Raw genomic sequence first — 13457 nt, 5'->3', positions numbered from 1 at the left:
TTCATTCGTTATTATATTGCCTGTGTACAGGTTGAAATGAATCACGCACATATCTTTTACAGTCCACTTCGTAAGGAGGGCGATACATAGTATCCAGTCATAATGATCGTCGAAAACGTTATATCCGGTTCGCCGGTTTGTGCTAAAATCGTAATACATGGCGGGCAGTGGCTCACAGCCGCAAGCAGTAGACAAACAATAAGGATCAGCGAAGCAAAGGAAGATGCTGCTTGGTTGTTACGCTTATGCCTGTTCACCGACGATGATGCACAAGGAAGGGACGTTGACGATGCAATATCCAACTGCCTGGTTACAGGGGGCTTCCCGCGGGGAAGTGATTGCCTGTGAGCTTCGGCTGCAAATTATAAATGAACAGATCCAACCGGGAGAGATCATTTCGGAGAATAGGATTGCCGCTGATTTTGGTAGCAGCCGTTCCCCGGTACGCGATGCGCTCAAAGCACTGTCCAACGAAGGCTTAATCCGATTGGAACGTATGGGTGCGGTCGTACTCGGACTCAATCTGGAGGATGTCAAAGAGCTGTACGATGTACGGTATCTGATCGAGAGCTTTGCCCAGCAGCGGCTGGCGGAAGGCGATCACGATGCCTTGATCACCCAGCTGGATCGCACCATCGACAAGATGAAGCTGGCGGTCAAGCATGGCGATTATGTCGATTTTGCATATCAGGATTTTATGTTTCACGAAGCGATCGTGATGCACGCTCAGCACAAACGCATGATTCATCTCTGGAACAGCATTCGCCAGATTGTGATGACCGTCATTCTGATCACGACCGAGAAAGGCTTTCAGACTGGCGAAGAGCGAATGAACTGGGTCGCCGACAAGCATTACAAAATTCTGGGTGGACTGCGTTCACGCGATCCCGAAGTGATCCGGCGCGCAGTTAACGACTATTTTGCCGATTCGGCGCGTACCCTAACTCGCACCTTGCCGTAGCCGCTCTGTCCGTTTACCAATGAAAACAGCCATCTGTAGATGTTGGGATGTGCCGAGCGAGTGCAAATCGTAACGGCGCAGAGATCACAACCGGCGGTACCGACAGAACGACATTTCTTACGCGGTTCGCCGGTTGTAGCTACGGAGTAGGATGTGGTTTGCTGTTAGTTGTCGACAAGTATACATCTTTGTCTGCTCAATCGTGTGCAGTAGGATGTTGATCACAGTATATATTGTAAGCGCTCTATTTATTTGCGGAAAATATTTCAATTTTTCAAAAAAAGACTTTGAAAATTTTCATTTTGATTTTTCATAAGGAGGCTATTCCCTTGGATCAATTATTCGGACTCAGTCACAATGCAACATTGCTCGTATGGACATTGATTGCGATCGTCTTCCTGATCGTCTTGATTGCCAAATTCAAATGGAATCCGTTTGTCACTCTGATGATCGCCGCATTAATGCTCGGTCTGCTGGCAGGCATGGACCCGCAGGATCTGATCAAATCTGTCACCGGCGGTCTGGGCGGAACGCTCGGCACGATTGCGATCGTTATCGGTCTTGGTACGATGCTCGGTAAAATGATGGCAGAATCCGGCGGTGCCGAACGAATCGCTACTACGCTGATCGACCGCTTTGGCGAGAAGCGCGTTCACTGGGCGATGATGCTGGTTGGCTTTATCGTCGGGATTCCGGTCTTTTTTGAAGTTGGTTTGATTCTATTGATTCCGATTGTGTTCTTGGTCGCACGTAAAACAGGGCTATCTTTGCTGAAAATCGGGATTCCGATTCTGGCAGGTCTGTCCACCGTACACGGTTTGGTACCGCCACATCCGGCACCGATGATCGCTATTGGCGCGTACAATGCTGATCTGGGACGCACCATTCTGTATTCCCTCATCGTTGGTTTGCCGACAGCGATCATTGCGGGTCCCATTTTCGGTAAATTTATCGGTAGTCGCATTGAAGTTCAGCCACCGAAGGATTTGGCAGAGCAATTCGCATCCAAAGGTGATCGCAAGCTGCCGGGCTTTGGCATTACGCTGTTTACGATTTTGCTGCCAGTTATTCTGATGCTGATGGGTTCCATCGCCAGCATTGTCGATCCAGAAGGTGTGAACGGATTTACGCATTTTGCCGAATTTGTCGGTCATGAGATTATTGCACTGCTCATCTCGGCGGTATTCGCCTTCTTCTCACTCGGCTTTGCCCGTGGATTTAGCAAAGACGACATCTCCAAATTCACCAGCGAGTGTCTGGCACCTACTGCCGGTATCATTCTGATCATCGGTGGTGGCGGTGCATTCAAGCAAGTATTGATTGATAGCGGTGTAGGCAAAGCGATTGCTGACATTGCCAGTCATAGCAACATCAACGTGATTCTGTTCGCCTGGCTCGTAGCGGCACTCATCCGCGTAGCAACCGGTTCGGCAACGGTAGCGATGACTACGGCGGCTGGTATTGTCGCACCTGTTCTGGCAGTCAGCACCGGGGTCAATGTAGAGCTGGTCGTACTGGCAACCGGTGCAGGCTCGCTGATTCTGTCGCACGTTAACGATGCAGGCTTCTGGATGATCAAGGAGTTCTTCGGCATGACCGTTGGACAGACACTGAAGTCGTGGACGGTGATGGAGACGATCCTATCGGTGGTCGGACTGGCGTTTATTATGGTTTTGAGTGTATTTGTATAACATGTATCTGCAAGGAATATGTAGCAAGGTAGATTCATCACGGTCGATGCCCTGTTGAATAGGGATAGACTGGCGTAGATGAATATAGCAGGGCGGGGGGAACGATGACCCCGTTCTGTTTTATTTTATGTGATACAAGGGTTGCGATCGGAATAGTGGAGAGAAGGAGACTGATTAGGATGCACACAACAGAGAAAATAGAGCAAACAGCGACAACCAAAGCAAGTCAACCAATGACTGGTATGCGTATGATTGGTGTTGATATCGGCACGACGAGTACGAAATCAGTATTGTTTGAGGAAAATGGAACAGTGATCACATCGGCGAATATTGGCTATCCGCTGCATACGCCAACTCCATCGACGGCAGAGCAGGACCCAGATCAGATATTGCGTGCGGTGATGGATACGATTGCGAGCGTGATGACACAGAGCGGTACCTCGGCGGAGCAGATTCTGTTCGTTTCATTCAGCTCAGCGATGCACAGTCTGATTGCAGTAGACGAGCAAGGCACGCCGCTAACGAACTGTATCACTTGGGCGGATAACCGTAGCGCTGATTACGCACGTCGATTAAAAGAAGAGCATAACGGGCATGAGATCTACCTACGCACGGGCACGCCCATTCACCCGATGTCGCCGTTGTCCAAGCTGATGTGGATGCGGGCGGAGCAGCAGGAGATTTTTCATGCAGCGCATAAGTTTATTTCGATTAAGGAATATGTATTTTTCCGTCTGTTTGGTACATATGTGATCGACCATTCTATCGCTTCGTGTACCGGGCTGCTTCATTTGCAGCAGTTGGATTGGGATCGTGAAGCATTGGAGTTGGCAGGTGTGACGCCAGAACGATTATCGACGCTCGTTCCGACGACCCACAGCGTAGAGGGATTGCATGCCGAAGCTGCATCAGCGATGCATCTGGCAGTATCAACACCGTTTATCGTGGGGGCAAGTGATGGAGTATTGTCCAATCTCGGCGTAGGCGCCATCGATCCCGGTGTGGTCGCGGTTACGATCGGTACAAGTGGCGCGATTCGTACCGTAGTGGACAAACCGCTTACCGATCAGAAAGGACGCATCTTCTGTTACGCACTTACCGAGGATAAATGGGTGATTGGCGGTCCGGTCAATAATGGCGGTATGTTATTCCGCTGGGTACGCGACGAATTTGCCGCGTCTGAAGTAGAAACAGCCAAACGGCTTGGGATCGATTCATACGATGTATTGACCCGGATTGCCGAGCAGGTGCCAGCAGGCAGTGAAGGGCTGTTATTTCACCCGTATCTGACTGGTGAGCGTGCTCCGCTATGGAATCCAGATGCACGAGGCTCGTTTATTGGGCTAACGATGAAGCATCGCAAGGAGCATATGATCCGTTCGGTGCTGGAAGGCGTTATTTTTAACCTGTATACAGTCATGCTGGCGATGAAGGAGCAGATTGGTCATCCTGCAAAGATTCATGCGACTGGCGGGTTCGCTCGTTCCCCGCTCTGGCGGCAGATGATGGCGGATATTTTCGATCAAGATGTGGTCGTACCGGAAAGTATTGAAAGCTCCTGTCTCGGGGCAGTTGTACTGGGATTGTACGGTACAGGACGCATCCCATCACTGGATATCGTCAATGAGATGATCGGTTCCACTCACGCGCACGCACCGAAGCCGGAGCATACGCATGTGTACCATCAATTGCTGCCGATCTACGTATCCATCTTCCGTAGTCTGGAGCAGCAATATAGCGCTCTTGCCCAGTTCCAGAGCCGGGAATATGCACGAATCTAATCGCTAAAATTTTTGTGGTTGGTTGACATAATTAATAAGCTTTCCTATTCCTAAAGGTGATATACTGATTCCACAGTCATCCACTAAGGCTGACAAGTACGGATTGCCGCGCGAGATACGCGGTTGGGAGATAAGGCATGAGTTTTAACCTGGACATGAAGACGATTTTTATTTCACTTGTCTTTGGTCATATTTTTACCGTCATTTTAATAAGCGCGTATCGCAGGCAAAACGCTCCGGATCGGTCAGCTAACGCATTTTTTATGGCAAAGCTGATTCAGGCGCTTGCCTGGGCTATGCTTGTTTTTCGTGGTTTAATCCCGGAGGTATTCTCGATTGTGCTGGCGAATACGCTATTGTTTATCGGGGCAGGGCTGGAAACGAGTGCGTTGCTAATTCTGCAAAAGGTGTTTTCTCATCGGATCAAAAGGCTGTACATGATCGGTACGCTGCTCTGCATTGCTGGATTTGCCACGATCTACGCCTTTGATGTCACTGAAGGCATGCGGATTGTATACGCGTCGATTGCTACCGCGTTGTTCCTCGTCTATCCTGTCTACCATATGACGACCGATCGCACCGCATCTACGCTGCGGCGGTTGATGGGTATGCTGTATGGCATCGTATCGCTCAGTTTACTGTTTCGCGCGGCTTCGGCGCTGGAGCTGGGCAGTCAGGTCGGTTTATTTACGGCAGGCATGTATCAAAGCTTTTCCTTTATCGCCTTGTATCTCATCATGATTCTTGGCAATACGGGCTATGTGTTATTGTCCAAGGAACAGGCGGATGCAGAGCTGCTGCGTATCGCCAGCTATGACGAAATGACCGGAGTATTCAATCGACGTACATTTATGGTGGAGAGTCGTAATCTCATTCACCGAGTAGCGGCACGTCAGGGGCAGGTATCGTTCGTCTTGTTCGATATTGATTCGTACAAAATTATCAACGATACATACGGTCATTTTACCGGTGACCGGGTGTTGCGGGACATGGCGGATCGGTTGAACGAACGACTGCTGGAATTGACCGGGGAACGTTATATTTTTGGGCGATATGGCGGCGATGAATTTGCGATTTTACTGCCGGATACGAATGAGCAGCAAGCAGGCAGTATTGCCGAGCAATTGCGTATCGCGGTAGCCGAAAGCAACTCAGATGTGCTGCCTGTGCCTTATACGATCAGCCTTGGTGTGGTCAGTGTATCGGCGCAGCGCAATATGCAGCTGAATACATTGTACGAGCTGAGCGACCATGCGCTGTACAATGCCAAGCGTGCCGGGAAAAATCAGGTTGCCGTCTATAATCATGAACAGACAGACGTATCATCAAACTAAGCTGCCATATCACACACCGGATGATAGAACGTAAATTATGCCAAATGATGCCGAACCCTTCGCCGATGCTACCAAAATCGTTGCGAAGGGTTATTTTTATACACAAATATGTATCAGGGTATTTCCTCATTTGCCTAATATACGATAAGCTAGAACAAACTATGAACCAGCATTCCAGCATGCAGTCTATTGTGCAGGATACACTGGTTCCATCTTGATTTTATTTGCCAAGGAGAGAAGCCAAGTATGAACTATTCATTTGCTGAACGGATGACGGCGATGAAACCGTCTATTATTCGCGAAATTTTAAAATCCAGTTCGGGGCAGTCGGTGATTCCGTTTGCCGCGGGCAATCCTGCGTCCGAGACGTTCCCGCTGGAAGCGATTCGTACATTTACGACACAGATTCTCGCAGACCATCCGGTCGCTGCTCTGCAATATGGCGTCACCGAGGGCTATGACCCACTGCGTGAGCATTTGTTGGAGCATTTGCAGCAGCGCTTCGGTATTGATACGACGGGCAACAGCCTGATGGTCGTGTCCGGCGCACAGCAGGGGATCGAGCTAGCATGTAAAGTCTTTTGCAATGAAGGCGATACGATCATCTGTGAAAGTCCAAGCTTTATCGGCTCGCTTAATACATTCCGCACTGCTGGTGTCCGTCTTGCGGGCGTACCGATGGAGCAGGATGGCATTCATCTGGAGCAACTGGAGCACGCACTGCAAACCGAGCACAATGTGAAACTGATCTACCTGATCCCAAGCTTCCAAAATCCGACCGGCATCACTACTTCCGCCGAGAAGCGCAAGGCAATCTATGCGCTGGCAAAACAATATAACGTCGTCATTCTGGAAGATAATCCATATGGCGAATTGCGTTTTCATGGCGACGATGTACCAACGCTAAAAGCAATCGACGATGAGCAACTGGTCATCTACGTCGGTTCCTTTTCCAAAGTGCTATCCGCTGGGCTACGCGTCGGCTATGTACTGGCGCCCGAAGAAATTATTCAAAAGATGGCGGTCGCCAAGCAGGGCGAGGACGTGCATACGGCGATTCTGCCGCAGATGATCGCCCACAAATTCATGACCGAATACGATTACGAAGGACATATCCAGCTCGTGCGTGATGTGTATCGTCGCAAAAGTGACCTGATGCGTCGTTCGCTGGAGCAGTATATGGACGCATCAGTCGCCTATACACAGCCGGATGGCGGACTGTTCCTCTGGTGCGAATTGCCACCTAATATGCCGATGCTGGCGTATTGCAAACAAGCCGCAGCAAGTGGCGTCGCTGTCGTACCGGGCAATGCGTTCCTCGTGAACGAGAGCGAACCATGCAATGCCCTGCGCCTGAACTTCTCCACACCATCCGACGAGCAGATCGTACGTGGTGTCGAGATTCTCGGTCAGGTATTTACCCAGCAACAGCAAGAACTGGCAGCCAGCAATACTGAGCTGTAAGACGACAATCATTTTAGCATAAAAATACGGAACGACGGGAGAGGGCAAGCAGCTGTACAATACTGCAAACGATGCTCAGAACCGAAACAAAGACCAGCCCGGTTTATAGGGCTGGTCTTTTGCTATATCACTATTTCGCTGTATAACTGTTTCGCTATATCAGAACGTATTATTTTTTGCTTTTCGGTACGGAATAATGATACAGATTGTCCGCCAGTGTTTGCATAGTGGAGCTGGTGCTATGCAGACGCTCGATAACATCGGTAAATGAACCGACCAGCGTTGCTTGCTCCTGAGAGGACGTAGTGATCTGTTCAATCTCACGCTCCATATTACGGATCGACTCCTGCACTTCACGCAGGGCATTCTCGATATCACCCGTCGCTTGCTTGGCGTTAACGGAAAGCTTGCGTACTTCGGTAGCTACTACGCCAAAGCCAGCACCCAGTTCGCCAACACGCGCCGCTTCAATCGCCGCATTCAGACCGAGCAAGTTCGTTTGTTCAGAGATTTCTTTGATCAGGGTCGCGACTTCGTTAATTTTAGACGATTTCTCAACCGTCGTTTTGCTGTTTTGCAAAATTTGTTCGCTAGTTGCCTGCAATTGCTGGGCATGAGAAGCGACGTGCTGTACCATATCGACCAGACTGTCCGAGATGGAACGACTGTCAGAGACAACATGCTCCAGACTCTGGTGATTGGACTGCTCGTAAAAGACGTTAAACATTGCTACCAGCTTACCGCCTTCATAAATAGGCACAGAAACGCCTTCCAGCGGGTATCCGAAGATTTCGGCGGGGAAGAAGCTGATCGATGTTTTGGTTTTGTCCGCTACACCTTGAAAATTGTGAAACCCCGGGTCCAGCTCACTACCACTCGTATAACCAAGATTGAAATCTCCAAGCTGTTCATAATATAAAATATGACTGTGATCGTAAACGGAAACCGCAGCCTTTTCACGCAGCGCTTTGGTGAAAAAAGGAATTACCTGTATTAGTGACTCAACAACGCTCATTTTATCCCTTCCTTTATAGAGGATGCAGTACTTTGTATATTTATCGGGAACTGAGGTATAAATTTTTAGTTGGTCATTTATAGTCAAAAACTAGGATTAACTATATATTTCACCATAAAATGTAGATAAAGCGTTATTTATTTCTATAAATATACAGAATAAGCTGGAAAAGGTAGCGAAATGGATCATAATACTCCATATTCCACTTGAAAACTATCCAAAAAAAATAAAAATATTTCATAAAAATAAGGAATTATGGAGAAGTAAGCCGTTCCAATTGTTCCAAATAAGCAAATGCGTAATCATCTGTCGTTCCGCACATATCGAGTGAAGCCGCCAAACCGCTGCATACTGCCGGGCGCTCCGGTCTGCCAAACAGACCACAACGACGCTCGGTCGTCAGATGCGGACACGGCATGCCAGCCGGTTTACCTGCGGGCAAACCCGGAATAGGTGAAGAGATCGAGATGGCGATACAACAGGCAGCACAGCCAGCACGACATTCCATAAGCAATATCTCCTTTAATGCCAAGTATAAATGAAAAGAGGTGGATTCATTCTATTATACAGGATGAATGTTCTATCCAGTGAAGAAACCGGAAATATCCTGTACGGGTATACCAAAAACGCAAAAAGACGCCTGCTACAGCCGACATATCGCCGACTTGAGCAGACGTCTGACAGAGGAACGCTTCAGGTGAAACGTTCGTCCACGTATGTTATTTCCATACATCCTGCGCGATTTCGATCACATGGCGCAGTTTGTCCCATTGTTGTTCTTCGGTCAGCAGATTGCCTTCCTCTGTAGAAGCGAAGCCGCATTGCGGGCTGAGGCACAGCTGATCCAGATTCACATGACGCGCTGCCTGATCAATACGGCGCTTGATATCGTCTTTGCTTTCCAATTCGCCATGCTTGGACGTGATCAGACCGAGCACCAGTTGCAGGTCTTTGCGTTTCACATGCTTCAGCACGTCCAGTGAACCGGAACGCTCATCGTCGAATTCCATAAACAGCCCGTTCAGATTCAATTGATCCAGAATCGCATCGGCTGCGCCTTCGTAACCACCGGAAGCTGTCCAAGTAGAGCGGAAGTTCCCACGGCAAATATGCATCGTGATGACCATATCGTCTGGACGGTTCGCTACCGCCAGATTGATCAGCTTCACAGAATCGGCAAGCATTTGATCCGGGTTTTTCCCTTCAGCGCGCAGTTTTTGCTTCGCTCCATCGGAGAAGAACGCCGCCCACGATGTATCGTCCAGTTGCAGATAACGACAGCCTTCATCGTAAAACGCGCGCAGCGCTTTTTGATACGCAAGACCGAGATCGTTCAGCAGTACATCGCTGTCGCTGTACAGGTCGGTGCCGATTTGACCGCGGAATTGCAGCATATTCGGGCTAGGAATCGTCATTTTCGCAGTGCGATCCGGGCTGACGACGCTGTGCAGGAATTTGTAATCTTCCAGATGCGGATGACTGGTAAAGTCGATTTTGTCGATGACCTTGATACCGCGCGGCTTGGTGGTGACGCCGTGGAACTGGATACCCTGCTGCGCTTCAAACGCTTCGACGCCGTCCAGATGTTCGAGGAAGTCAAAGTGCCACCATGCACGGCGGAATTCGCCGTCTGTGATGGATTGCAGGCCGATTTCTTCCTGCTTGGCAGCGATACGACGGATTTCCTCATTCTCAATCTCGCGCAGCTGTTCAGCAGTGATCACGCCTGCGGTGTGCTGAAGACGTGCTTTTTTGATTTTCTCAGTACGTAGCAGACTGCCTACATGATCCGCACGAAAAGGCGCGGTCGTGCGTTGTAAGGAAGAAGGGGAAGATGTCATAATCAATACCTACTTTCTGGATAGGAATCATATTTTATGTTGCATCGTACCAGAGATTCCAGCTCATGTAAAATGAAGGCTATAATTAAGCTTGTTCTTCAAACAAACGTGCAATCTCCACGATCACTTCGGTTGCTTTGACCATATTGTCGACAGATACATATTCAAACTTGCCGTGGTAGTTCTCCCCGCCAGTGAAGATATTCGGTGTTGGCAATCCCATATAGGACAGCTGTGCACCATCTGTACCACCGCGAACCGGTATAATATGCGGCTCTACACTGCGATTGCGCATAGCTTGCGCAGCAGTATCGACGATATGCATCACAGGTTCAATCTTCTCGCGCATATTGAAATATTGATCACGAATCTCCAGCAGGATGCTATCTTCGCCATACGTCTGGCGGAATTCATGCACAATGCTAGTCAGTGTATTCTTCTTATGTTCAAAGTTCTCACGATCAAAGTCACGGATAATGTAGGACAGCTCTGTACGTTCGACATCGCCTTTGATGGATTGCAGATGGTAGAAGCCTTCGTAGCCTTCCGTGAATTCTGGCGCTTCATCCACTGGCAGACGGCGGTTCAGTTCCATAGCGATCTTGGTGGCGTTGATCATTTTGCCTTTGGCAGTACCAGGATGTACATTGGTGCCTTTGCAAATGACACGCGCTGCGGCGGCGTTGAACGTCTCGTATTCCAGTTCACCAAGTGGACCGCCATCGACAGTATAAGCGTATGTGGCACCATAGGCATCGACATCGAAGCGATGCGGACCGCGACCAATCTCTTCATCCGGGGTAAAAGCAATGCGCAGCTTGCCATGCTTCACTTCCGGATGATCCAGCAGATAATGTACTGCTGTCATAATCTCGGCGATGCCTGCTTTGTTGTCCGCGCCGAGCAGAGTCGTGCCATCCGTCGTCATCAACGTATGACCATGATAGCCGTCCAGCTCTGGGAAATCCTTCGGCGATAACACAACGCCATGCTCTTTACTTAGCAAAATATCGCCACCGTTATATTCCACCAGCTGTGGTTTTACATGTTTGCCTGTAAAATCAGTTGCCGTATCAACATGCGCCATAAAGCCGATAACTGGTACATCCTTGTCGCTATTGGACGGCAGTGTCGCCATCAGATACCCTTCATCGTTTAGCGTAATCTCTGCCAGTCCGAGCGTATGTAGCTCTTGCTCCAGCTGGCGCAGCAAATCCCATTGTCCGGGTGTGGACGGGCAAGTTTCACTCTCATCATTGGATTGCGTATCAATCTGCACATAGGAACTCAAACGTTCAATCAGTTCATTTTTCAAAACGGTCATGCTCCTCTCGCGTATTCGGGAATAGTAAATGCTATCTTACATTTTAGCATGAACAGCGGGTATTGAAAGCCTGCGATGCAGGAGGCGTGCAGCAGATTCACGACTACAACAGCAAACAACCGGCTCCACCACACCTGTTGGCGGGGAAACCGGTTGAATACGTGATGAGTACGGAACAGCTGCATGTTACATGTCAATCATAAGGGATGATGAGATCAAGACGTTTGTGTCGGTGTTGGCGTACGCGGTGTACCGGTCGCTTCCGGCATGTCTGGCGTATGCTGTAACGACTGAGTATCGCCGCCAACAATGAGACGCTTCAGATGCCAGCGGAACAATGTCATAACCCACAGATGCAGCTTCGCTTGCGTATATTTGTACAAAAACCATGGTAATGCAGGCAGATAATCATGAATCGCTATGACGCATTCTTGCGTGCCCGGAATTTGTGAGAATTCCAGTCGCCCATGCTGACCGATCCGACGATCTTCCTGCACACGGGCGAAGCTACCGCCAGTAATATTGTAAATGGCACTCTCCTCATTGCTATGCTCCGGCGCATAGGTCAGCTCCAGAATCGGCTGCTTTTTGGGCCATACATAGACGCGGTGCACACCTTCATTGCATTCCGTACGAATAATCGGACCAGCCAGTTTGCCCAGCCATTGCATATAGTATTTGCCTGCCCAGTCGGCATTTTTGCCTTCAGGCAGCAATACACGTTGAATGGAGCGTACATCCGCCAACTTTTCCTGCTTTTCCTTGGACGAAGAAGCCGAGTCCGAAGAGGATGTTTTCTTTTTCTCTTTTTTCTCCTCTTTGTGCTTTTGCTCCTCTTCCAGCGCTTCTTTGGCAGATTCTTCAAAGCCAATTTTGCCATCACTAATGCCCGGAACCATTTTATCGGGATGCGCCACCATTGGATGCGCCAGACTTTCAACCAGCGGATAAACCATTTCACGCGGCATCTGAGTAACGAGCGTCACCCACAGTCGGGATAGATGAATACTAAGGAAGGGAAAGTCGATAAAATGGCGTTTTTTGCCCATGACAGCTGCCATTCGCTCCATCATTTCCTTATAAGTCATCACATCTGGACCACCGATATCGATGGAACGGTTGTACAGTTCTGTTTTACCAATACTCGCATTCAGAGCGTGCATCACATCGGGGAGCGCAACAGCATGAGTTTTGGTACGTGTCCATGACGGTAGCGTCATCACAGGCAAGCGTTCTACCAGACGTACCAGAATCGGGAATGACGAGCCTTGTGGTCCGACGATCAGACCAGCGCGAATCGTCGTTACTGGTACGCCGTACGAACCGAGCGTCTGCTGGACTTCCAGCCGACTACGCAGATGACGGGATAGCTTCTCACGCGGCTCATTTTCCGGCAAAATCCCGCTCAGATATACAATCTGCTTGATGCCCTTTTTACGAGCTGCACGGGCAAAATGATCAGCAAGAATAAAGTCCATATCTTCAAAATCCGCCTGCGTCAGCTTCGCAGTTGGCATCATCGAATGCACCAGATAGACAGCATAATCGGCACCTTCCAGCGCTTCTTCCGCCATCGATAGTGAAAATAGATCCAGTGAACGCCATTCGACATGTTCACTATTTTCACGATCATCGCCGTTACGCGACAGTGCAATGACATCAAAATGCTCAGTCAACGTCTCCAACAGATTATGCCCGATATAGCCGCTGGCTCCAGTCAACGCAATCTTCGGTCGTCGCTGGGTAGTATCAGTCTGTTGTTCCGTAATAGGGGACGCATTTGATTCCGGTGTCGGGGAAATAGAATGATTGTTATCGTTCAACGGTATCACCTCAGTGTACAATTTGGATGAACAAGAATGAATGATATGAATATTCAGCAAAATAGAGCGTCTGAAAGAATGAGTAAAGAGTGAATATAACTACAAAAAGAATAGAAAAGCTTCTGCTTTTACAATACCCTGTTTGCGGATGCTCTAACCCGGCAAGTTACTGCAACTACAACGATTGCATTACAGCAAGCAAGCACATTATGGCGGATACAAA

10 protein-coding genes are annotated in these 13457 nt (G+C 49.1%); 5 read left to right on the top strand and 5 right to left on the bottom strand.

Going from position 1 to position 13457, the window contains the following annotated elements; genetic code table 11:
* Positions 1–289 precede the first annotated feature (289 nt).
* The 5 genes from ACE3MZ_RS22535 to ACE3MZ_RS22515 all read left to right on the top strand — a co-directional run bounded on the left by ACE3MZ_RS22535 (position 290) and on the right by ACE3MZ_RS22515 (position 7231).
* On the top strand, positions 290–961 hold the full coding sequence (locus tag ACE3MZ_RS22535) for a GntR family transcriptional regulator (protein ID WP_411346893.1): 672 nt from the start codon (positions 290–292) through the stop codon (positions 959–961).
* 329 nt (positions 962–1290) lie between these two features.
* Positions 1291–2652, top strand: coding sequence for a GntP family permease (locus ACE3MZ_RS22530; RefSeq protein WP_411344305.1), 1362 nt, complete (start codon positions 1291–1293; stop codon positions 2650–2652).
* 233 nt (positions 2653–2885) lie between these two features.
* Positions 2886–4433 carry a gluconokinase gene (gene gntK / locus ACE3MZ_RS22525; RefSeq protein WP_411346892.1) on the top strand — a complete coding sequence of 516 codons (1548 nt, stop codon included), beginning with the start codon at positions 2886–2888 and terminating at the stop codon, positions 4431–4433.
* A 137-nt stretch (positions 4434–4570) separates the two neighbouring features.
* A complete protein-coding gene (locus ACE3MZ_RS22520) occupies positions 4571–5767 on the top strand; it encodes a diguanylate cyclase (protein ID WP_411344304.1) in 1197 nt (398 codons plus the stop codon).
* A gap of 246 nt (positions 5768–6013) precedes the next feature.
* Complete coding sequence (locus ACE3MZ_RS22515) at positions 6014–7231, top strand: PLP-dependent aminotransferase family protein (RefSeq protein ID WP_411344303.1); 1218 nt, start codon at positions 6014–6016, stop codon at positions 7229–7231.
* Positions 7232–7400: 169 nt separating this feature from the next.
* Here the strand turns inward: ACE3MZ_RS22515 and ACE3MZ_RS22510 are convergent, their stop codons facing one another.
* From ACE3MZ_RS22510 to ACE3MZ_RS22490, 5 genes are all read right to left on the bottom strand, one after another.
* Complete coding sequence (locus ACE3MZ_RS22510; protein WP_411344302.1) at positions 7401–8246, bottom strand: methyl-accepting chemotaxis protein; 846 nt, start codon at positions 8244–8246, stop codon at positions 7401–7403.
* Between the two features lie 253 nt (positions 8247–8499).
* A complete protein-coding gene (locus tag ACE3MZ_RS22505; RefSeq protein ID WP_411344301.1) occupies positions 8500–8754 on the bottom strand; it encodes a YkgJ family cysteine cluster protein in 255 nt (84 codons plus the stop codon).
* A gap of 211 nt (positions 8755–8965) precedes the next feature.
* Positions 8966–10087: a 5-methyltetrahydropteroyltriglutamate--homocysteine S-methyltransferase gene (locus tag ACE3MZ_RS22500; RefSeq protein ID WP_411344300.1), complete on the bottom strand. Its 1122-nt coding sequence runs from the start codon at positions 10085–10087 to the stop codon at positions 8966–8968.
* Positions 10088–10172: 85 nt separating this feature from the next.
* A complete protein-coding gene (pepT, locus tag ACE3MZ_RS22495) occupies positions 10173–11402 on the bottom strand; it encodes a peptidase T (RefSeq protein WP_411344299.1) in 1230 nt (409 codons plus the stop codon).
* Between the two features lie 224 nt (positions 11403–11626).
* On the bottom strand, positions 11627–13180 hold the full coding sequence (locus tag ACE3MZ_RS22490) for an NAD(P)H-binding protein (protein WP_411346891.1): 1554 nt from the start codon (positions 13178–13180) through the stop codon (positions 11627–11629).
* Between the last annotated feature and the right edge of the window lie 277 nt (positions 13181–13457).

Source organism: Paenibacillus sp. WLX1005, assembly GCF_046603685.1.
Classification (GTDB): domain Bacteria; phylum Bacillota; class Bacilli; order Paenibacillales; family Paenibacillaceae; genus Saccharibacillus.
The sequence above is the reverse complement of the archived record's forward strand: the minus strand, read 5'-3'. Positions and strand labels throughout refer to the sequence as shown.

What these genes read in the sequence shown, in the direction of transcription:
- ACE3MZ_RS22535 (WP_411346893.1), top strand. Translation starts at nt 290, where the DNA reads ATGCAATATCCAACTGCCTGGTTACAGGGGGCTTCCCGCGGGGAAGTG.
- gntK (WP_411346892.1), top strand. Translation starts at nt 2,886, where the DNA reads ATGACTGGTATGCGTATGATTGGTGTTGATATCGGCACGACGAGTACG.
- ACE3MZ_RS22520 (WP_411344304.1), top strand. Translation starts at nt 4,571, where the DNA reads ATGAGTTTTAACCTGGACATGAAGACGATTTTTATTTCACTTGTCTTT.
- ACE3MZ_RS22515 (WP_411344303.1), top strand. Translation starts at nt 6,014, where the DNA reads ATGAACTATTCATTTGCTGAACGGATGACGGCGATGAAACCGTCTATT.
- ACE3MZ_RS22510 (WP_411344302.1), bottom strand. Translation starts at nt 8,246, where the DNA reads ATGAGCGTTGTTGAGTCACTAATACAGGTAATTCCTTTTTTCACCAAA.
- ACE3MZ_RS22505 (WP_411344301.1), bottom strand. Translation starts at nt 8,754, where the DNA reads ATGGAATGTCGTGCTGGCTGTGCTGCCTGTTGTATCGCCATCTCGATC.
- ACE3MZ_RS22500 (WP_411344300.1), bottom strand. Translation starts at nt 10,087, where the DNA reads ATGACATCTTCCCCTTCTTCCTTACAACGCACGACCGCGCCTTTTCGT.